Genomic DNA, 19,669 nt, shown 5'->3' with positions numbered 1-19,669 from the left:
AGTGACATAAGTGCTGGTTGAGGATAGTGAAAACACCATCTTGCGTTGTTGTGTGCGATTAAAATCAGGGTATGGAACTACCCGGGCTGGTCATCGGCGAACAGGTTGTGGACCTGCTCGCGCACCCGCCCACCCCCGATCTGACCGCCCACCATAATCGGCAGGTCTGCGAGATCACCGAAGAGTTGATGCGCCTCCAACGCGCCGTGACCGTCGCCGGGTGGCGCGAGATTGATGAGATGGTCACCCGCGAGGGCACCCGCCGCGCCATCGACATCACCGCCGACTGGCTCCACGCCCACTCCTCATTGCTATTGCGCGATACCCGGGCGCTGGTGATTATGGCCGTGCGGATGTGCGCGGACCCTGCCGTCCTGCAAGCGTTCGCCGACGGGGATATTGGGGAGCGGGAGGCCAAATATATTGTCGACTTCCTCGCCTACCCACCGAAGTACATGAACACCGACCCCGCCACCGGAGAACCCCGAGATACGGCAGATCGGGACCAGTTGCGCGGTGAGGTGATCGACGGTCTGCTCGTGGCCGCCGGATCACGGGATATGCGGGTGCTGCGCGCCCACGGCGAATACACCCGCGACGCCCTCTCCGGCGAGATCAGCCCCGGCGATGATATTGATCGCAACACCGTCGATATCGCCGACTACGGCACCGGCCGGGTGCGGATCCGCGGCGATATCGACACCGAGACGGGCATGAACCTGCGGGCGGCGCTCCAGCCATTTATGGATGTACGCCCCGAGCATGATGGGAGCCCGGATCGGCGTAGTCCCAGCCGGGTCCGGGCGGACGCGTTGTCGGAGTTGGTACGCCGGCACACCCCCGCCGCCGCTGCGACCACTGCAGGCCCTGACAGCGCTGCGGCCACTGACTCGATTGATGTCCCGGCCCCTAACTCTGACTCTGATACTGATACTGATGCTGAGGCCCCTGGCTCATCCAGCCCTACCGACGTTCCCAGTCCTGACGCGGCTGCCGCGCAGCGCGGCACGGCAGTGCAACCGCGGATCAGCATCTACATCCCCATCGAGTTGCTTTTCGGGGATATCCCCACCCATGCCGAGGCCATCGAGATGATCAAGGACGGCCGCATCAAGGACGTTTTCGAGCGGACCGGGCGGGGGTGGATGTCTCATCTGAACTCGATCTCCATGGCCGCGGCGCAGCGCTTGGCGTGTGATTGCGAGTTGACGATGATCGGCGCGGATATTCACGGTGCCCCCTGACGCGGCTGCMGCTGACCGTGGACACCACCAAACGTTTTGCCAGCAAGAAGCATCGCATTGCGTTAGAGGGCCGGGACAAAGGGTGCGCGTTCCCGAATTGTGATCGGCCGGCGGATTGGACCCAAGCCCATCATATGATTCCGTGGGAAACCCGGCATGAGACGCAGATCGATGGATTGTGTTTGCTGTGCACCGCGCATCATGTCGCGGTGCACCACCAGGGGTGGGAGGTGGCTCTGGGGGCCACCCGATATCCGGTGTTTCGGCCACCGACCAAGATTGACCCGCTCCGCCGATGGCGCGATAGCAATGGGAACTTCACCGATGACCCACCGTCCCCGGAAACGTTCTTCGCGGCAGGCGCCTGACCCACCGATGCGGGACCCCCGCCAGCACACAGCTGACGGGGGCACCGTGCCGCTATCAATTACTCAGGCCGCGAAGCTGCCGCAGCCAGGGGTCGCGAGGTCTCCTAGCTGGCCCAGGCCCAGGAAGTCCGGCAGGGGGCGCGTCTCGGGGCTCGGGGCCCAGTGACCCTCGGTCTTGGCGTAGCCCCAGGCGGGGCCGCAGGTGCGCAGCGCCTCGATGGCCAGGATCAGCCGGTTCACGTCCGCGGCGGTGGAGCCCAGGCCGATGCTGGCCCGCACCGCGCCCGCGCCATGGCCGAGCTTGGCAAGCAACGGGTGGGCGCAGAAGCGGCCGTCGCGCACGCCGATCCCGTGCTCGGCGGACAAGTACGCAGCCACCTCGCCAGGCTCGAAGCCCTCGACGGTGAACGCGACGATCCCGACGGTGTCATCGGAGTCCTCGGCCCAGATGCGCAGGACGTCGACCCCGTCCAGGTCCGCCAGGCCCGAGCGCAGCAGCCGCGTCAGCGACTCCTCGTGCCGAGCGACGGTGTCCTCGTCAAGCGTGGCAATCGCGGTGCAGGCAGCAGCGATCGCGGCCACGCCCAGCACGTTCGGGGTGCCGGCCTCGTGGCGGGCGGGCCCGGTGGCCCACTCGGTCTCGAAGACGCTGACCTCGCGCACAGCCCCGCCGCCGGCGAGGTACGGCTCCGCGGCGTCGAGCCAGTCCGCGCGGCCGATGAGCACACCGGCGCCGAACGGGGCGTAGAGCTTGTGACCGGACAGCGCCAGGTAGTCGATGCCCAGGGCCTCGATGTCGATGCGGCGGTGCGGGGCCAGCTGCGCGGCGTCGACGAGGATGCGCGCGCCGTGGCGGTGCGCGATGGCGGCGAGCTCGGCGATCGGCAGCACCTCGCCGGTGACGTTCGACGCGCCCGTGACGGCCAGCAGCGCCGCCGGGGCGCACGCGAGCTCGGCCTCGATGGCCTCCAGCGTCCCGGCGATCGTCGGAGTGGCAGCGACCACGCGGGCCCCGCACTGCTGCCACGGCAGGAAGTTGGCGTGGTGCTCGATATCCAGATGCACCACCTCGCCGGGGGTGCAGTGCGCCAGCAGGTTCAGCGCGTCGGTGGTGTTGCGGGTGAACACCACCGCGTCGTCGGCGCGGGCGGAGAGGAACTCGCCGATGACGCGACGGGACTGCTCGTAGCTGGCGGTGCTGACCTGCGAGGCGTAACCGGCGCCGCGGTGCACGCTGGCGTAGTGCGGCAGCAGCGCGGCGAGGTGGTCGGTGACCGCGGCCAGGGCCGGGGCGCTGGCCGCGTAATCGAAGTTGACGTATCCACTGGTGCGGCCGTCGATCAACGGCACACACAGCTCCGCGCCGGACACTGCGGCGGCGGGACGGTCGATCAGGGTGGTGATAGCAGTCATCGCAAAGACATCCTTGGACCCAAGGACTCACGTGTAGGAGTCCGCGCTTGCCGTCGCGTCTTATGACGCGGGGCCTGGTCGTCACCCGGAGCACCCCACCGCAGAAGGAGGGTTGCCGACCAGCAAGCCGGGGCTGAACGCTGGTACTCGTGACCTGCGAAAAACAATGCCCAACTGCAGCCCTCTTGTCAAGTCCCCATATTTCGATCGGCCTATAACCACTGTGCGACAACCCAATTCAGAGGACACGCCATCGAGGCCCGACCGCGCTGGGACCGCGTCGGGCACGGCCCTGACACAATCAGCCCATGCCCACCGCACCCGCCGAGTCCTCTCTGGCCAAGAAAGGGATGACCCGACTGCTACTGGCGACCGTGTTCGCCGCCGCGTCCGGCTATATCGTGATGTTGCTGGCCGGCCGCCACCTCGGTGCCGCGGGCTACGCCACCTTCACCGTGTTCTGGGGCCTGTTCTTCATGTTCGTCGGCATCTCCAACGGCCTGATGCAAGAGACCACCCGCGCCGTCGGGGACCGCGCCCACACCCACGTGCGCGACGGCGCATCCCCCGCGCACGCCGCACTCTGGGTCGGCGCCGCGATGGCCGCTCTCATCGTCGCGACCTCCCCCCTGTGGGCCACCGTGGTGCTGCCCGGCAACCCGGCCCTTGGGGTCGCCGTGCTGGCCGTGTCCACGTGGTCGGTGGTCGCGCAGTGCACGCTGTGGGGCCTGCTCGCGGGTGCCGGTCGCTGGGGCCTGTACTCGGTGGCGATGGCCTTGGACGCCACGTTCCGACTGGTCGTCGCGGTGGTCGCGGTGCTGAGCGGCTATGAGGTTCTCGGCTTCGTGTTCGCGACCGTCGCCGGCGCGATGTCCTGGCTCCCCCTGGCGGCTCTGTCCTCGACAGCCCGCGGCGCGCTACGGCTGCGCGCCGACGTGCCGACGCGGGAGTTCCTGCGCCGCGCCGGGCTAGCGATGTCCGCCACCGCCGCCACCTCCGTGCTGGTCGTGGGCTTCCCCGTGCTGCTGGCGCTCACCTCGGGCGGAGACCTCACCGACGAGGCCGGCTCCCTCCTGTTCGCCGTGTCCATCACGCGGGCGCCGCTCCTAGTCCCGCTGACGTCATTTCAGAGCGCCATCGTCATCTACTTCCTCGAGCGCCGCGCGCACCTGCTCCGCGCCCTGCTGCTGCCGGTGGCGGCGGTCGGCGCCGTCGGCGGGGCCGGGGCCGCGCTCGCCTGGTGGATCGGCCCCCCGCTGATCCGGCTCGTCGGCGACGGCTTCGACATCAGCGGGGGCGCCGCCGCGGCGCTCACCTTCGGCGCGGTCGCCACCGCGATGCTGATGCTCACCGGCTGCGCCGCCCTGGCCAACGAGGCGCACCGCGCGTACTCGCTGGGCTGGCTGATCGCCACCGTCATCGCCGTCGTCATGCTCCTGCTGCCCATCGGCCTCACCGAGCGCACCGCGGCGGCGCTGATCGTCGGCCCCCTGGTGGGTGTGGGCGTGCACTTGGCGGTGGTGCTGATCGTCGCGCGCGATGGTCGCCGAGAGACGGCAGTCACGGCCAGCTAAGCTCTACGCGGATCACGCGACCGCGGATCTCCCACCCTCAGGAGGCGCCCCGTGCACGGCACATCGGATGTCTGGCTGGTGGTGCCCGTATACAACGAGGGCCCCGTCATCCGAGGAGTCGTCGAGGCGGCCAAGAAAACGTTCCCCAACATCGTGTGCGTCGACGATGGCAGCAGGGACGACTCGGCCACCGAGATCAGCGCCGCCGGCGCTCACCTGGTGCGCCACCCCGTGAACCTCGGCCAGGGCGCGGCGATCCAAACCGGCGTCGAGTACGCCCGCAGCCAGCCTGGCGCCGAATACTTCGTCACCTTCGACGCGGACGGCCAACACCAGGTCTCCGATGTCGAGGCGATGCTCGCCCGCCTGCGCGTCGAGCCCCTGGACATCATCGTCGGCACCCGCTTCGCCGGCCAGGACAACACCAACGTGCCGCTGATCAAGCGCATCGTGCTGCGGACCGTCGTGATGCTCAGCCCCCGCACCCGACGCCTCGGCCTATCCGACGCGCACAACGGCTTGCGCGTGTTCAACAAGAAGGTCGCCGACGGGCTCGACCTCACGATGAACGGCATGAGCCACGCGTCCGAATTCGTCCGGCTAATCGACGAGCACTCCTGGCGCGTCGGCGAGCAGCCCGTGACCATCCTCTACACCGAGTACTCCATGGCCAAGGGGCAGTCCCTGCTCAACGGGGTCAACATCTTGTTCGACGGTCTGCTCAGCGGACGGATGAGGCGATAGCGATGAACATCATCCAAATTCTGCTAGTCCTCGCGGTGCTGCTGGTGCTGGTGTACTTCCTGCGCTCGCGTGGCACCGCCAAGTCCTCCGCGCTGTTCAAGCTGTTCTTCGTGGCGTTCGGCATCTTCGGCATCTACGCCGTGCTGCGGCCCGAGGACCTCACGTGGATGGCGCACCAGGTCGGCGTCGATCGCGGCACCGACCTGATGCTCTACGCGCTGGTCGTGACGTTCGCGTTCACCACGCTGGGCACCTATATCCGCTTCCGCGAGGCCGAACTGCGCTACACCCGCCTGGCCCGCGCCATCGCCCTTCAGGACGCCCGCAAACCAGGCGAGTAGGCCCCGACCGCACTTTGCGCCCGCTGTTTGGCCATGCGCACCCTGTGCCATGCGCATGGCCAAAGACCAGACGCAAAGTGCGGAACAGCGCCTGCGGCGAGGCCTCTCCGGACAGTTATCCACAGGCACTCCCCCATCCACAGGTCATCACATTTCGGGCCGTCAGCGAGCGTCTGCCTATGCACACTTATGTCCATGGGATCACGGAAACCACCATTGCTGCACCGGCGCGACGCCATACTGGCGGGCATCACGGACACAGATCTGCGCCGCGACTGCCACCAGAACAATCTCGTCCATATCGCCCGCGGCAGTTATCTGCCAGAGCCTGAGTACCGAGAGCTCGACGTCGTCGACAAACACCGGGCGCGGGTCGTCGCCGCAGCTCACCGGCACGGTGAGACGGCTGTGTTCAGCCATATCTCGGCCGCGGTGCTGCACGGATTTGACGTCTGGAACGCGCCGCTGCAGGCCGTCCACGTGACGCGTACAGGGGCCCGGCCCGGAAGACGCGGGCCAAATGTGCACCACCACCCGACGGCCCTGGAACCCGCGGAGATAGTCGAGATCGATGGCTTACGCGTCACCTCGCCGGCGAGGACCATCACCGATCTAGCCAGAACCCTCAGCCTGCACTCTGCGGTGTCCACGGGCGATCACGCATTGCGCCTCGGGCTTGCCGTCGGCGACCTGGCCGCATCTGTCGCCACGGCCACCGGCCGCCATGGAGCCGCGAAGGCCCGGCATGCGCTCACACTGATGGACGGCCGCAGCGAGAGCGTTGGGGAGTCCCTCAGCCGCCTGCTGATCCGGGAGGTGGGACTGCCCACCCCGTCGTTGCAACGTCGGGTCTTCGGCTCCGGCGGCGAGAGCCTGGGCCGTGTCGACTTCGATTTCCCCGGCACGGCCGTGGTCGGCGAGTTCGACGGCAAAGTCAAGTACGGCAAGTACCCTAAGCCGGGCCAAGACGCGAGCGACGTTCTCTACCGGGAAAAGATCCGTGAAGACCGCATTCGCGACACCGGATTGGTTGTGGTCCGCTGGGTGTGGGCAGACCTTAGCCGTCCACTGGTGCTCCGCAGCCGAATCGCCGAGGCCTTCCGGCGTGCGCACAAATGGCGGGGCGGCCCGCGCACAACCTGATCCGCACGCGGCCATTGACCGGCACCGCAGCCTTGCGTCCCGTCTATGGCCGTGCGCAGGCTGCAGGGTGCGCATGGCCAAGGAACGGACGCAAAGTGCCGCGGCCACAAGCGGCATATGCCTAAATCGTCCAGCGGCGCCGGTCCCGCTCAGCTGGAGACGGGGATCACCCCAGCGCGTGCCGCACGAGCCGGCGAGCCGCCGGCCACTGCCGTCCGGCGAGCGCCGCGGGAATGGTGACGATCGCGTTCAAACGGGATGTGAGGTGACCGCGCGCCGCACGTGCCGCGCGGGGCCAACCGTGCGCCGAGAACGCCGCGGCCTCCTCTGCGAAGAAGTCGCGCTCCTCGTCGAAGCGCCGCCCGTCCACCGCTCGCACAGATGACACGGACTCGGTGTGGCGGCGGTAGCGGAACGCCACCTCCGGGGCGAGCACGAGGACGCCGCCGGCGCGGGCGAGGTCCAGCAGCAGCGCCAGGTCCAGGGCCACCTCGAGTCCCGGCCGGAAGCTGATGGGGGCCACCACCTCGGTGCGCCACGCCAGCGACGGGAAGTAGGTCCAGTTGCCGTGCAGCAGGCCCACGGCGAGGGTCTCCCCCACCAGCACTGTCGACTTCTCGGCGGACGGCGCGAGCATGGACTTGATGCGGTCGCCGAGCGGGCGCACCACCGCGCCACTGTCGTCGATCACGTGCACACCCGGCGAGACGACGGCCGCGTCGGGGTGCTGGGCAAATACGGCCAGGACCACGTCGACGTAGTTCGGCTCGAGCACATCGTCGCCGCCGAGCATCTGGAAGTAGGGCGCGCGCACCAGCTCGACGCAGCGGCGGAAGTTCCCGTTGACCCCCAGCTGGGACTCGTTGCGCAGGTACTCCACGCGCGGGTCGGCGAGCTCGGCGAGCCAGCGGCCGGCCTCGGGGTCGGGGTAGCAGTCGTCGACCACCACCAGCCGCCAGTCGGGGTTGCGCTGGGCGAGGACGCTGCGCACGGCCTGCTTCATCAGCTCGACGTCCCCGTAATAGGGCAGCATCACGTCAAATTCCGCGCGCACAGGATCAGCGGCCACGCTCGAGCACCTCCAGCAGGTAGGCCCCGTAGCCGGACTTGAGCAGCGACTGGCCGCGCTCCGCGAGCTGCGCGTCGTCGAGGAAGCCCTGCCGCCACGCCACCTCCTCGGGGGCGCCGATCTTCAGGCCCTGCCGCTTCTCGATGGTGCGCACGTAGTTCCCGGCCTCCAGCATGGAGTCGAAGGTGCCGGTGTCCAGCCAGGCGGTGCCCCGCGGCAGCACCTCGACCGAGAGCTTGCCCGCCTCGAGGTAGTGGCGGTTGATGTCGGTGATCTCGTACTCGCCCCGCGCGGAGGGCGCCAAACCGCGCGCAATCTCGACCACGTCGTTGTCGTAGAAGTACAGCCCGGGCACCGCGTAGTTCGAGCGCGGCGCGGCGGGCTTCTCCTCGAGGGAGATCGCACGGCCGTCGGCGTCGAACTCGATGACGCCGTAGGCGGACGGGTCGGCCACCCAGTAGGCGAACACCGCGCCGCCGTCGACCTCGTCGAAGCGGCGCAGCGTCGCCCCCAGTCCGGGGCCGTAGAAGATGTTGTCGCCCAACACAAGTGCGACGGAGTCGTCCCCGATGTGGTCCGCGCCGAGCACGAACGCCTGCGCCAGCCCGTTCGGCTCCGGCTGCTCCTTATAGGTGATCGAGATGCCGAATTGGGAGCCGTCGCCCAGCAGCCGCTGGAATTGCGGCGCGTCCACGGGGGTCGTGATGACGAGGATGTCTCTGATCCCCGCGAGCATCAGCGTGCTCAGCGGGTAGTAGACCATCGGCTTGTCATAGACGGGCACCAGCTGCTTGCTGATCCCCTGCGTGATGGGGTGCAGCCGCGTGCCGGAGCCCCCCGCCAGGATGATCCCCTTCATTTGCCCTCCAGGTAGGTCTGCACCGCGTCGTAGTTCGGCAGGATGCCCATCCAGGCGGCGTCGGCGAGGCTCGGCGCGGCCGCGTCCTTGTCGGACAACACGGGAGTCAGCCCCTCGGCCTCGCCCCAGTTGACGCCCAGGCTCAGCGGGTTCACACCATGCTCGGCGCCGGGGTTGTAGCCGGTGGAGCACAGGTACATGACCGTCGCGTTGTCCTCGAGCGCCAGGAATCCATGCCCCAGGCCCTCCGAGAGGTAGACGGCCTTGCGGTCGACCTCGTCGAGACGCACGGTCTCGACCTGGCCGAAGGTGGGCGAGCCAACGCGGACGTCGACGATGATGTCGAGCACCGCCCCGCGCACGCAGGTGATGTATTTCGCCTGGCCCGGGGGCGTGTCGGCGAAGTGGATGCCGCGCAGCGCGCCCGCGTGCGAGACGGAGCAGTTCGCCTGCGCCAGCTCGAGCTCATGCCCGACAGCCGCCGCGAACTCCGGGCCCTTGAACCACTCCAGGAACAGCCCGCGGTCGTCGCCGTGCTGACGGGGGGTGAACTCCCAGGCTCCGGCGATGGCCAGTTCTTGGATCTTCATGCCTGCCCCTGCTCTGCGTAACGAGCCTCGACGCGTTCCTTGTCGGCCGCCCACCACGCGGTGTTGTCGCGGTACCAGTCGATGGTGGCGGCCAGGCCCGCGGCGAAGTCGCCGTAGTCCGGCGCCCAGCCCAGCTCCGCGCGCAGCGGGGCGGCGTCGATGGCGTAGCGCAGGTCGTGTCCCGCACGGTCGGTGACGTGGTCGAACTCGTCGGGCCCATGGCCCATCTGCTCGAGGATCATCCGCATGACGGTGAGGTTGTCCAGCTCGCCGTCCGCGCCGATGAGGTAGGTGCGGCCGAGCTCGCCGGCGTCGAGCACCGCCCACACGCCGGTGTTGTGGTCGTCCACGTGGATCCAGTCCCGCACGTTCAGCCCCGCGCCGTAGAGGGCGGGGCGACGGCCAGTGAGCAGGTTGGTGATCTGCCGCGGGATGAACTTCTCGATGTGCTGGTAGGGCCCGTAGTTGTTGGAGCAGTTCGACAGCGTCGCGCGCACGCCGAACGAGCGCGCCCACGCCCGCACCAACAGGTCGGAGCCAGCCTTGGTGGCCGAGTACGGGCTCGACGGGTTGTACGGCGTCTGCTCGGTGAACTTCGCGGGATCGTCCAGCTCCAGGTCCCCGTACACCTCGTCGGTGGACACGTGGTGCAGGCGGACACCGTGCTTGCGGACGGCCTCCAACAGCGCGAACGTGCCGACGAGGTTCGTCTGGATGAACGGCGACGGATCATGCAGCGAATTATCGTTGTGCGATTCCGCAGCGAAATGCACGACGGTGTCGGCACCGCTGACCAGCTTGTCCACCAGCGCCGCGTCGGCCACATCGCCCACGACCAGATCGACGTCGAGGCCCTCGAGCGAGGCCCTATTGCCCGCGTAGGTGAGCTTGTCCAAGACGGTGATTCGCGCGTCGGGCCTGGTCTGCAGGGTTTGACGCACAAAGTTGGCGCCGATGAACCCCGCGCCGCCGGTCACGAGCAAACGCATGGCTCTCCTCAGCTCCGAAAGTATTCGACGGTGCGGCGGATGCCGTCTTCGATATCGATCTTCGGCGCCCAGCCGAGGACCTCGCCGGCCAGCGCCGGGTCCAGCGCCGAGCGGCGCACGTCGCCGAGGCGGGCAGGCAGCAGTGCTGGTGTGTCAGGGGCGTCGGCGGCCTGGGCGACCATGCTGTGCAGCTCGCGGTCGCTGGTCTCGACACCGGTGCCGATGTTGAAGCGTTGGCCGTTGCCGAACGTGCCGGCCGCGGCGACGAACGCCGAGACGACGTCGTCGACGAACACGTAGTCGCGGGTGTTGCCGCCGTCGCCGAACAGCTTCGTCCGCTGGTCGTGCAGCAGCGCCTGGGCGAAGATCGCGACGACGCCCGCCTCCCCGTGCGGGTCCTGCCGCGGGCCGTACACGTTGGCCGGCGCGATGTGCGTGCACTCGAGGCCGTAGAGCTGGCGGAAGGTGTTGAGGTAGATCTCCCCCGCCACCTTGCCCGCGGCATACGGCGACATCGGGTTCACCGGGACCTGCTCGGTGACCGGGAACTGAGTGGGCGAGCCGTAAATGGAGCCGCCAGAGGAGGTGAACACGACCTTGCGCACCCCAGCCAAGCGGGCGGCCTCGGCGAGGCGGACCGTGCCAATGACGTTGACCGACGCGTCGGCAGCAGGGTTGACGACGCTCGCGCGGACATCGATCTGCGCGGCGAGGTGAAAGATCACGTCCGGCTTGCACTCGGCGACGATGTCGTCGAGGTCCGCCGTCACCAGGTCCGCGTGGACGAAGCGGTAGTTCGCGTTCTCTCGGGCCTTCTGCAGGTTGGCGGCCCGGCCGCGGCTGAGGTTATCGACGGCGGTGACGCTGTGGCCGTCCTCCAGCAGTCGATCCACCAGTGTGGAGCCGATGAATCCGGCCCCGCCCGTCACGATTGCACGCATCGCTGCGGTTCCTCCTCTGCCTCGCGGCACCTAGCTTGAGCCCAATAGTCCTGGAATACCGTCACACGTGCGTGCCAGCCGCGTCAAACAGAGAAGGTGCTATCCGGTGCCCTCGGGCGGAACCCATCCGGGCTGCAGCTCTGGGCGTTCATAGTCGGAGGTGATGCCCTCCCGATCATCGAACGGCGCCCAGCCCACACGCACCTCGCCCGGGGCTGCGGGCCGCCACGTCTCGACGCGGTAGATCTGCGTCTCGCCGTTGTTGTAGATCTCGGTCAGGCCGGGCGTCTGATCCAGCTCCCGCAGACCTGGTGCCACCTCCTGGAAGTGCCAGAACACCGGTGAGCTCATGATCACGTACTTCACGTCGAGATCCCGCAGCGCTTTCTCCGCCAGGTCGCTCCGCTCCGGTTCGGCCGGATTGCCGAGATCGCGCAGATTCACCCACACGTCCCATTGCCGCGTCCCCACGTGGGCCGGCCAGAAGTAGTGATTGAACGCCATGTGCAGGCCGTTGAGCGAGTACGCCCAGCCGGTGCCCGTCGCGGGATCGTTGAAGATCGTCGTAGTCATCGCGTCCGGCTGCTCCGCCAGGAACGCGAACGCCTCCCGATCGCCCGCCGAGACCATCCGGTCCGTGCGGTCCATGTGGAGCATCGGCTGCATTTTGGTCGACAGCTCGGGGACCTGCCAGATCGCCGCGCCGAAGATGAACAAGACCACTGCGGCCAGTCCCCCGGCCCGCACCTTCTGCGGCACGGAGTCCAGCTTCTTGAAGCCCTGGAACGCGAACCAGAGCACCATGCCCAGCGCGCAGCCGGCGACCGTGATCATCAGGACGGCCTGGGGGTAGCCGAGCCGTCGGGCATCGTTGTAGAAGGAGTTGCTGAACTTGAACAGCAGGTCGGCCCACGGCTCGCCGAACGGGACCATCGAGTTCGTCGCAAGCAGCACCAGGCCGCCCCACATCGCCAGCCACCACCAACTGCGCAGCGCCAGCAGGATGACAGCACCCAGCAGCCCCAGGGCAAGCAGCACCCAGGGCGTCGAATGCGTGCCCAGGTCCCACCCCTGCTGCGAGATCACGTGGCCGAACGCCTCCATCCGCGGGATCGGCTGGACGAAGTCGAAGCTCTCGATCTCCTCGACCTCACCGAGCACTCCCAGGATCTGCGGCGCCAACACGATCGCCGTCAGGATCCCCACCGCGGCCAGGCTGCCCAGGTCCAGCAGCCGGCCCCGCCGGGGCCGGATCAGCACGTCGAGGAGCCACCAGGCGCCCACCATCATGCCCGCGACCAGCGCTCCCGAGGGGTGGATCGCGGCCAGGCCGATCAGGCCCAGCGCGGCCAACGGGATTCGCGACGGCGCGCCGGGCACCGCCATCACGAGCACCGCGACCAGACCCGCAAGCCCGACGCCGATCGCGAACGGCACCGCGCCGACGCCGATCTCCACATACGGCAGCGCGGGGAACATGCCGCTGATCCCCGCCGCGATACCCGCGGACAAGGCCGCCGGGGCCGGCGCCATCCGGTCGCGGACGATGCGCCAGGCCAGCGCGCCCACCGAGAGCGGGATCACCAGCGCCACCGTGACGATCGAGGAGATGTTGAACACCTGCACGGTCGTCGAGCCTGTCAGCGGGATGAGCAGCGCGTTCAAGGCATGCCACGCGTCGGGGTAGTAGAGCGCGCCGTGGGTCTCGACGTTCATCAGCCGGCCCAGTTGCACCGCGCTGGCGATGCCGGTCTCGTCGATGAACGTCATCACGCTGCCGTGCCAGTGCGAGTCCCAGCCGCTGGGGACGTTGTTCACACCGTCCACGGCCTTGAGGAGACTGTCCGCCAGGATGTACAAGATCGTGCCGAAGCCGACGACAACGCCCACGCCGGGGACGGCCAGCCACGGCCAATCAGGCAACTGCGACGGGCTGCTCGACTGCTCGGCCACCGCCGCATCGTCCCGCTTGCCATAGCGGGCCAGCACTACGCGGTACAGCACCGCCAAGGCCATAAAGACAAGCAGCGTGCCCGCCGCCGTCGCCAGATTCCACGGCACAGTGACCACACCCGTGAGGTAAGTGCCGACGGCAACCATCCCGTAGGTCACCGGCACCGCGAAGCCGAGCGCCAGATGCCACGGCATGCGGGCCAGATAGCCGACGATCAGACCCGGCACCACAGCGAGGAGAACCACCGTCCCCGCCAAGATTATTGTGTGCACTGCGGCCAAATCCTCCCGATGCCTAGGACTGCCGCGCTCTAGCGGACACGTCACCTGATGGTCCTGCCCCATTAAACAGGCCACCGTGGCGACACTCGCCATCGCCACGCGCAGTGCCCGTGTTACCGGCTCGTGTTACCGACACCCGGCTAGGTAGACGTGCGTCCTCTACCTGCATTCAGGACGACAGTCGCCAAAGGCCCGCTCGCAGCACTCTGCGAGCGGGCCCGATTGCAGCTTCTACGCTGCGGCTGAACGTCTTTGCGCTACTTGCCGGTCAGCTTGTCTGCGATCTCGTTGGCCTTGTCCTTGACCTTCTCAACGCCGTCCTTGACTGCGGAGGAAGCCTGGTCAGCCTTGCCTTCGGCCTTCAGGTCGTCGTCGCCAGCGGCGGCGCCGGCCGCCTCTTTCGCGCGTCCGCCGAGGTCTTCGGCCTTGTTGGAGAACTTGTCTGCGATACCCATCGTTCGACCTCCTAGTTATCCATTGGCGGTTGCCGCCCACCATGGTGCCACCACTCTTGAAACCTTGCAGCGCGAGAAGGTAGACGATCCGGCGCAACCGGCGCTCGACAAAAAGGGGCCCGCCCCGCTCTCCGGGGGGGGGTGGAGTGCGGGGCGGGAAGTAACTCTGCGGCCGGGGGGGTGGCCGACAGAGCCAAAAGCGGCGCGCACCAGGGGGGGTAGGCACCGACCGCCGCTGGACACAACGCTAACAGGTATCGGACGATAGTGCGAATTTAATATTGAACGACTTAACGCCAATATTTTCGCAAAAAAGTCCGGCCCCTCTTACTGGAGGGGCCGGACCTTATGGAGCCGCCTGACGGAATCGAACCGTCGACCTTCTCATTACGAGTGAGACGCTCTACCGACTGAGCTAAGGCGGCGAACTCGGCTTGTGGCCGAGCGAATGGAAGTTTAGCGACTTGCCTGCCAGAAGGAAAATCGGCGCCAACTATCGGGTCGCCGCCTCGAGTCCCGCGACCATCGCATCGACCGCGACCTGCGGTTTCACGTTGCCTGCCAACGCCTCGCGGCATTCCATCACCGACTCGACCGCCCGGAGCAACCCCTCCGGCCGCGCATGCTCCGCCAACTGGCGGGCGCGGTCCTCCACGTCGGGGTGCAACGCCGGCACGGAGGCCCCCAGCCGGATCGCCAACGCGTCCCGATAGAGCCCCGCCACGTCGATCAGCGCCCGGTCCAGGGCGTCGCGCTGCGAGCGGGTCAGCCGTGACTTCTGCCGCCGCTCAAGATCCTTCAGCACCCCCGCCGAGCCGCGCAGCGCGCCCCCCGAGCCCTTGCCGGTGCCGCCAGCCCCCAGCGCGGTGCGCATCTCCTCGGTCTCCTGCTCGTTGCGGTCGGCATTGGCCAGCTTGGCCTCCTCCGCGGCGGCCGTGATGAGGTCAGCAGCAGCCCCATAGCCGCCCGCGGGGCGCAGCACGGCCAGGGGGATCTGCAGCGCCTTGAGCCGCCGGGCACGGGCATCCGCGTCCTTCGCCAGCCACCGAGCCCGGCCCACGTGCCCGCCGCCGACGGATGCGGCCCAGTGTGCCGACTCCTCGTCGAGCCCGTCCGTCTCCCGGAGCACCTGCGCGATAGCCTCCGCGGTGGGCGTGGTCAGGCCCACGTGCCGGCAGCGGGAGCGGATGGTCACCGACACATCCTCCGGGTCGGTGGACGGGGCACACAGCAAGAACACGGTCCGCGCTGGCGGCTCCTCCACGACCTTGAGCAGGGCGTTCGACGCGCCCTCGGTGAGCCGGTCCGCATCCTCGACCACGACCACGAGCCAATTGCCCGTGCTGGGGCGCCTGCTCGCGATCCCGACAATCTCGCGCATCTCCTTCACACTGATGCTCAGGCCCTCGGGCACCACGCGCCGCACGTCCCCGTGGGTCCCCGCCATCGTCGTCGTGCACGCCTGGCACTGCCCGCAGCCCGGCACGCCTGGCGACTCGCACTGCAGCGCGGCCGCGAAGCACAAGGCCGCCACGGACCGGCCGGAGCCCGGCGGACCCGTGAACAGCCACGAGTGCGTCATCCCCGGCGCGCCCGAGCGCGCCGATTCCGCAGCGGCAGTCAACTCCGCTTCCACCGCCGCCTGGCCCACGAGCCGATCGAATACACCCGTCATAACCAGCGAGCGTAGTCGTAACCCCCGACAGCAGTCTGCGCGGACAGTGCCGCCGCAGGCTCGGGCCGACTACGGTTACATCCGTGCGTCGCATGTGGAAATTGGCTCGCTGGCTGCTCGGAACGCGCTGGCCGATCTATGCCTTCACCATGTTGCTCGCGAACATCGTCGGCGCGCTCGCCCTATTCGTGTGCATGAAGATGCTCATCCCCGACAGCCCCATCACCATCCCCAGCAGCTTCACCCCCGCCACCGCTGGCCTGTTCTTCGGCTACCTGGCGTTCGCCCTCGTGATCGGCGGGATCGGCGGCATCTACCTTGTCTTCCCGGTGCTCCGCTGGCAGCGGGACAAGGTTGGGAATGCCCACAAGGTGCGGCGCCGGGCACTGCGCATCCCGATATACCACGCAATCCTGCACCTGGCGCTGTGGTCGGTCGGCGTCGCGCTCATCACACTGATCAACGTCAACACCCTCGGTGGCGGGGCCCTGACCATCGCCGTGGCCGGCGCGCTCGGCGCGATCACCACCAGCGCGTTCGGCTATCTGCAGGCCGAGCGGATCCTGCGCCCCGTCGCGGCCGAGGCCCTCAGCTACGGCGTCATGGAGCAGACCAACGCGCCCGGCGTCTCGGGCCGCATTCTGCTGACCTGGGTCACCTGCACCGGCATCCCCATCTTCGGCACCGCCTTGATGGTCGCCGGGCTGTCCCTGGGCATCCTGCCGAGCGACTCCGAGAGGGTGCTCGACGTCGTCCTCGCCGTCTGTGTCATCACCCTCGTCGTCGGCGCCATCTCGTTCACTCTGATCGGCAGCACTATCGGCGACCCCATCCGCCAGCTTCGCGAGGCCCAGCGCAAGGTCCAGGGCGGCGATCTCAACACCCAGGTGACCATCTACGACGGCGGCGAGATCGGCCTCCTCCAGGCCGGCTTCAACAGTCTGCTCACCGGGCTTGAGGAGCGCCAGCGTCTGCGCGACCTCTTCGGCCGCTACGTCGGCGAGGACGTCGCACGCCGGGCCCTCGCCCACGGGACCGAACTGGGCGGCGCCGAGCGCTATGTGGCGGTGCTGTTCGTCGACCTCATCGGATCGACCCGGCTCGCCGCCACCGTCGGGCCCGAGGTCGTGGTGATACTGCTCAACGAGTTCTTCCGCGAGATCGTCGAGACCGTCAACCACCACGGGGGCTTCGTCAACAAGTTCCAGGGCGACGCTGCCCTCGCCATCTTCGGCGCGCCCCTGGAACATCCGGACGCCCCCGGGGCCGCTCTGGCCGCGGCCCGCGAGCTACGCCACCGCCTCGACATCGTGGTGGGCGAGGGCGAGTTCGGCATCGGGGTCTCCGCCGGCATCGCCATCGCCGGGCACGTCGGGGCTGCCGCGCGATTCGAGTTCACCGTCATCGGCGACCCCGTGAACGAGGCCGCCCGCCTGACCGAGCTGGCGAAGAATGAGCCCGGCGCCGTCCTCGCCTCGGCCCGTGCCGTCGAGGACGCCCGGGCCCCGGAGCCCAGCCACTGGGTCCTCGGCGAGACGGTCTTGCTCAGGGGCCGACGCGCGGAGACCCGGCTCGGCCGCCCCACCTGTTAGGACAGATATGTGGCGTACCGGCCGGCTCGCCCGCCCGGCACGATAGTTTTAGCCCATGCGTCTGACTGTGCCCTTCCGGAACAGGGCTGTGTGGGCCGCGCTAATCTCCGGCACCGCGCTGTCCAACGTGGCAGGCGCGATCTTCATCTACCTGCTGATGCGCTTCGCGCTCTCCTCGGCCGTCAACGAGCTGGCCACTCGCTCCGCAGAGGTATTCGTGGCCGTCGTTGTCATCGCGGCGGTGGCGCTGATGGCGGGCACCTTGTGGCTGGTCGAGCCGGTCGCGCGTTGGCAGCGTGAGAACCCCGGCCAACAGTCGGCGCGACATCCCGAGCATGTTCGTAGCCGCATCGTCAGCCTGCCAATCCGCCAAACGCTGCTGACCGCCAGCGTGTGGACGATTGCGGCGGCGGTCGTGGTCGTCCGCGCCGCGAACGAGTCCCCCGGTCTAGGCGCGGTGACCTTGCTCTGCGTGCTGCTCGGCGGCGTCGCCAGCTCCACCCTCACCTATTTCGAAGCCGAACGGATCCTGCGTCCCATCACCATCCAGGTGCTCGACGGCGCCGTGCTCGCCCGTGTCTACACCCCCACCGTCCGCACGCGCATCATCACCGCGTGGGTACTGGGCACGGCCCTGCCGATCCTCGGCATCCTCCTGGTCGCGGCGGACATCGGCATCGCCGGCAATGTGGGCCAGCCGGCCGATATCCGGCCCGCGATCATCTCCCTTTCCGTCGCGGCCCTGGCCTTCGGCGCGATCGCAACCTGGCTGGCCTCCGGCGCCATCGGCGATCCCGTCGACTCGCTGCAGCAGGCCGTCCAGCGGGTCCAGCGCGGCGATCTAGGCGCGCAGGTGACGGTGTACGACACCTCCGAGCTCGGCCAGCTCCAGGTCGGCTTCAACGCGATGACCCGCAGCCTCGCCGAGCAGCAGCGGATGCAGGACCTCTTCGGCCGCTACGTTGGCGAGGACGTCGCCCGCCAGGCGCTCCAGCACGGCACCAACCTCGGCGGGGAGGAGCGGCAGGTCGCGGTGCTGTTCGTGGATCTCGTCGGCTCCACCACCATCACGGACTCCTCGAGCCCCCAGGACGTGGTGCGCCTGCTCAACCGGTTCTTCGAGGCAGTCATCACCGTCGTCGACAAACACGGCGGCTTCGTCAACAAATTCCAGGGCGACGCCACCCTCGCAGTGTTCGGCGTGCCCGTCCCCCGAGGAAATTCCTGCACTGCCGCCCTAGCCGCGGCGCGGGAATTGCATCCGCTACTGGTCCAGATTGTCGGTCCAGCCGGTGCCGGTATCGGCATCTCGGCCGGCCCGGCCATCGCCGGACACGTGGGCTCGGCGGACCGCTTCGAATACACCGTGATCGGCACGCCGGTGAACGAGGCCGCCCGCCTCACCGAACTCGCGAAGGACGAGCCCGGCGTCACCCTCGCCTCCGAGACCGTCCTCGCGCTGGCCGATCCCGCCGAGCAGGCGCATTGGGTCCTCGGCGAATCCGTGACCCTGCGCGGCCGCACCGCCCCCACCCGGCTGGCCCGCCCGGCGGGTCTCACCCCCACGCCTCATTGAGGATCACCCGTTTGGCCTCTCGCCACGCGTCGGAGTCGACGTTGCCGAAATCCCCGTGCCCCGCACCGTCGATCAGCACTAGCTCCGCGGGATCGCCAAACTCCTGCGCCGCCTGAACATACGAGGACGACTGCACCGGATCCACCGTGGTGTCGGCGGTGCCATGCATCGCGATCACCTTCGTGCCGATCGGTAAATGCGCGATGGGAGCCGCCACCGCATAGCGCGCGGGATACTCCGACGGCGGGCCGCCGATCAGATCACGCACAAACTTGTCATGCCCGTTGAGCACTGCGAGCGCCGGATCGAACACCCCCGCCATCACCACCGCCGATTTCGCCAATACCGTGGGCTGTCCGCCCGGAGCGTCTGCCGGCAGCGTGTGCCGCCCCACGATCCACGCCGCCAGGTGCCCACCCGCCGAATGTCCGGCGACCACCACCCGGCCCAGGTCCAGCCGCCCATTCGCAGCGACCTGCACCACTCCGGTGAGCGCGTCGGTCGCATCGTCCGCGTCGGCAAGGGTCACGGGCCAACCGCCCGCGCCTCCCACCCGGCGATACTCGATATTCCACACCGCCACCCCCTCCGCCGCGAGCGCCTGCGAGAGCGGCTCGAAGTAGCTCAGGTCATGCTCCTGGATCCAACCGCCGCCGTGCACCATGACCACGACGGGAAAGGGGCCAAGGCCGGCGGGCACGTGCAACATCCCATAGTTGGCGGGATCATCGCCATAGGTGACCTTCGAGACCAGCGCCGCATCATCCGCAGACGACTCGCTGGCGCTGCACGACAGGAGCGCGCTCGCCACAAGCGCGACCATCGCCGCTGCGATCCAGGACATTCGACCCGAAGCCGACA

The 19,669-nt window shown here is 68.4% G+C and carries 17 protein-coding genes, 1 tRNA gene and 1 riboswitch; of the genes, 7 read left to right on the top strand and 11 right to left on the bottom strand.

Features of this window, described 5'->3' with window-relative positions:
- Positions 1–71: 71 nt before the first annotated feature.
- Positions 72–1,244, top strand: a complete 1,173-nt coding sequence (locus TBIF_RS12335; RefSeq protein WP_024795100.1) for a DUF222 domain-containing protein — start codon at positions 72–74, stop codon at positions 1,242–1,244.
- A 431-nt stretch (positions 1,245–1,675) separates the two neighbouring features.
- On the opposite strand, the gene TBIF_RS12330 is transcribed toward TBIF_RS12335, so the two are convergent.
- Positions 1,676–3,025 (bottom strand): aminotransferase class V-fold PLP-dependent enzyme, encoded by a 1,350-nt coding sequence (locus TBIF_RS12330; protein ID WP_024795099.1) that lies wholly within the window; start codon positions 3,023–3,025, stop codon positions 1,676–1,678.
- A gap of 38 nt (positions 3,026–3,063) precedes the next feature.
- Positions 3,064–3,180: riboswitch (SAM riboswitch) on the bottom strand.
- 153 nt (positions 3,181–3,333) lie between these two features.
- Here TBIF_RS12330 and TBIF_RS12325 point away from each other — a divergent pair.
- The 4 genes from TBIF_RS12325 (at position 3,334) to TBIF_RS12310 (ending at position 6,827) form a co-directional block, all read left to right on the top strand.
- On the top strand, positions 3,334–4,599 hold the full coding sequence (locus TBIF_RS12325) for a polysaccharide biosynthesis protein (protein WP_051461508.1): 1,266 nt from the start codon (positions 3,334–3,336) through the stop codon (positions 4,597–4,599).
- Positions 4,600–4,650: 51 nt separating this feature from the next.
- Positions 4,651–5,343, top strand: a complete 693-nt coding sequence (ppgS, locus tag TBIF_RS12320) for a polyprenyl-phospho-N-acetylgalactosaminyl synthase PpgS (RefSeq protein WP_024795097.1) — start codon at positions 4,651–4,653, stop codon at positions 5,341–5,343.
- A gap of 2 nt (positions 5,344–5,345) precedes the next feature.
- Positions 5,346–5,684: a DUF2304 domain-containing protein gene (locus TBIF_RS12315; RefSeq protein ID WP_024795096.1), complete on the top strand. Its 339-nt coding sequence runs from the start codon at positions 5,346–5,348 to the stop codon at positions 5,682–5,684.
- 195 nt (positions 5,685–5,879) lie between these two features.
- Positions 5,880–6,827, top strand: coding sequence for a type IV toxin-antitoxin system AbiEi family antitoxin domain-containing protein (locus TBIF_RS12310; protein WP_024795095.1), 948 nt, complete (start codon positions 5,880–5,882; stop codon positions 6,825–6,827).
- Between the two features lie 166 nt (positions 6,828–6,993).
- Here the strand turns inward: TBIF_RS12310 and TBIF_RS12305 are convergent, their stop codons facing one another.
- From TBIF_RS12305 to TBIF_RS12265, 9 genes are all read right to left on the bottom strand, one after another.
- Positions 6,994–7,860 carry a glycosyltransferase family 2 protein gene (locus TBIF_RS12305; RefSeq protein ID WP_038171019.1) on the bottom strand — a complete coding sequence of 289 codons (867 nt, stop codon included), beginning with the start codon at positions 7,858–7,860 and terminating at the stop codon, positions 6,994–6,996.
- Between the two features lie 25 nt (positions 7,861–7,885).
- The gene (gene rfbA / locus TBIF_RS12300; protein ID WP_024795093.1) at positions 7,886–8,755 is read right to left on the bottom strand and encodes a glucose-1-phosphate thymidylyltransferase RfbA; all 870 of its coding nucleotides are present in this window, start codon (positions 8,753–8,755) and stop codon (positions 7,886–7,888) included.
- Positions 8,752–9,345, bottom strand: a complete 594-nt coding sequence (locus TBIF_RS12295; RefSeq protein WP_024795092.1) for a dTDP-4-dehydrorhamnose 3,5-epimerase family protein — start codon at positions 9,343–9,345, stop codon at positions 8,752–8,754. The genes rfbA and TBIF_RS12295 overlap by 4 nt, the downstream gene beginning before the upstream one ends.
- Positions 9,342–10,334, bottom strand: coding sequence for a dTDP-glucose 4,6-dehydratase (rfbB, locus tag TBIF_RS12290; protein ID WP_024795091.1), 993 nt, complete (start codon positions 10,332–10,334; stop codon positions 9,342–9,344). The genes TBIF_RS12295 and rfbB overlap by 4 nt, the downstream gene beginning before the upstream one ends.
- Before the next feature lie 8 nt (positions 10,335–10,342).
- The gene (locus tag TBIF_RS12285) at positions 10,343–11,275 is read right to left on the bottom strand and encodes an NAD-dependent epimerase/dehydratase family protein (protein WP_024795090.1); all 933 of its coding nucleotides are present in this window, start codon (positions 11,273–11,275) and stop codon (positions 10,343–10,345) included.
- Positions 11,276–11,374: 99 nt separating this feature from the next.
- The gene (locus TBIF_RS12280; RefSeq protein WP_148302253.1) at positions 11,375–13,501 is read right to left on the bottom strand and encodes a DUF6541 family protein; all 2,127 of its coding nucleotides are present in this window, start codon (positions 13,499–13,501) and stop codon (positions 11,375–11,377) included.
- Between the two features lie 266 nt (positions 13,502–13,767).
- Positions 13,768–13,965: a CsbD family protein gene (locus TBIF_RS12275; RefSeq protein ID WP_024795088.1), complete on the bottom strand. Its 198-nt coding sequence runs from the start codon at positions 13,963–13,965 to the stop codon at positions 13,768–13,770.
- 349 nt (positions 13,966–14,314) lie between these two features.
- Positions 14,315–14,390 (bottom strand) — tRNA-Thr (locus TBIF_RS12270).
- 68 nt (positions 14,391–14,458) lie between these two features.
- Positions 14,459–15,640: a DNA polymerase III subunit delta' gene (locus TBIF_RS12265; RefSeq protein WP_024795087.1), complete on the bottom strand. Its 1,182-nt coding sequence runs from the start codon at positions 15,638–15,640 to the stop codon at positions 14,459–14,461.
- A 92-nt stretch (positions 15,641–15,732) separates the two neighbouring features.
- On the opposite strand from TBIF_RS12265, the gene TBIF_RS12260 reads away from it, so the two are divergent.
- Both TBIF_RS12260 and TBIF_RS12255 read left to right on the top strand, forming a co-directional pair.
- The gene (locus TBIF_RS12260) at positions 15,733–17,232 is read left to right on the top strand and encodes an adenylate/guanylate cyclase domain-containing protein (protein ID WP_038170951.1); all 1,500 of its coding nucleotides are present in this window, start codon (positions 15,733–15,735) and stop codon (positions 17,230–17,232) included.
- 55 nt (positions 17,233–17,287) lie between these two features.
- The gene (locus TBIF_RS12255) at positions 17,288–18,808 is read left to right on the top strand and encodes an adenylate/guanylate cyclase domain-containing protein (RefSeq protein WP_084611682.1); all 1,521 of its coding nucleotides are present in this window, start codon (positions 17,288–17,290) and stop codon (positions 18,806–18,808) included.
- On the opposite strand, the gene TBIF_RS12250 is transcribed toward TBIF_RS12255, so the two are convergent.
- A complete protein-coding gene (locus TBIF_RS12250) occupies positions 18,789–19,652 on the bottom strand; it encodes an alpha/beta hydrolase family protein (RefSeq protein ID WP_024795084.1) in 864 nt (287 codons plus the stop codon). The two genes, TBIF_RS12255 and TBIF_RS12250, sit on opposite strands and share 20 nt — an antisense overlap.
- Between the last annotated feature and the right edge of the window lie 17 nt (positions 19,653–19,669).

Origin of the sequence: Tomitella biformata AHU 1821, from assembly GCF_000524475.1 — a bacterium.
GTDB classification, from domain to species: domain Bacteria; phylum Actinomycetota; class Actinomycetes; order Mycobacteriales; family Mycobacteriaceae; genus Tomitella; species Tomitella biformata.
The sequence above is the reverse complement of the archived record's forward strand: the minus strand, read 5'-3'. Positions and strand labels throughout refer to the sequence as shown.

Excerpts from the sequence above, each read along its gene's own strand:
- TBIF_RS12255 (WP_084611682.1), top strand. The coding sequence starts at position 17,288 with ATGCGTCTGACTGTGCCCTTCCGGAACAGGGCTGTGTGGGCCGCGCTA.
- rfbB (WP_024795091.1), bottom strand. The coding sequence starts at position 10,334 with ATGCGTTTGCTCGTGACCGGCGGCGCGGGGTTCATCGGCGCCAACTTT.
- TBIF_RS12295 (WP_024795092.1), bottom strand. The coding sequence starts at position 9,345 with ATGAAGATCCAAGAACTGGCCATCGCCGGAGCCTGGGAGTTCACCCCC.
- rfbA (WP_024795093.1), bottom strand. The coding sequence starts at position 8,755 with ATGAAGGGGATCATCCTGGCGGGGGGCTCCGGCACGCGGCTGCACCCC.
- TBIF_RS12310 (WP_024795095.1), top strand. The coding sequence starts at position 5,880 with ATGGGATCACGGAAACCACCATTGCTGCACCGGCGCGACGCCATACTG.
- TBIF_RS12265 (WP_024795087.1), bottom strand. The coding sequence starts at position 15,640 with ATGACGGGTGTATTCGATCGGCTCGTGGGCCAGGCGGCGGTGGAAGCG.
- TBIF_RS12250 (WP_024795084.1), bottom strand. The coding sequence starts at position 19,652 with ATGTCCTGGATCGCAGCGGCGATGGTCGCGCTTGTGGCGAGCGCGCTC.
- TBIF_RS12275 (WP_024795088.1), bottom strand. The coding sequence starts at position 13,965 with ATGGGTATCGCAGACAAGTTCTCCAACAAGGCCGAAGACCTCGGCGGA.
- TBIF_RS12315 (WP_024795096.1), top strand. The coding sequence starts at position 5,346 with ATGAACATCATCCAAATTCTGCTAGTCCTCGCGGTGCTGCTGGTGCTG.
- TBIF_RS12305 (WP_038171019.1), bottom strand. The coding sequence starts at position 7,860 with ATGCTGCCCTATTACGGGGACGTCGAGCTGATGAAGCAGGCCGTGCGC.
- TBIF_RS12260 (WP_038170951.1), top strand. The coding sequence starts at position 15,733 with ATGTGGAAATTGGCTCGCTGGCTGCTCGGAACGCGCTGGCCGATCTAT.
- TBIF_RS12325 (WP_051461508.1), top strand. The coding sequence starts at position 3,334 with ATGCCCACCGCACCCGCCGAGTCCTCTCTGGCCAAGAAAGGGATGACC.
- TBIF_RS12335 (WP_024795100.1), top strand. The coding sequence starts at position 72 with ATGGAACTACCCGGGCTGGTCATCGGCGAACAGGTTGTGGACCTGCTC.
- TBIF_RS12330 (WP_024795099.1), bottom strand. The coding sequence starts at position 3,025 with ATGACTGCTATCACCACCCTGATCGACCGTCCCGCCGCCGCAGTGTCC.
- TBIF_RS12285 (WP_024795090.1), bottom strand. The coding sequence starts at position 11,275 with ATGCGTGCAATCGTGACGGGCGGGGCCGGATTCATCGGCTCCACACTG.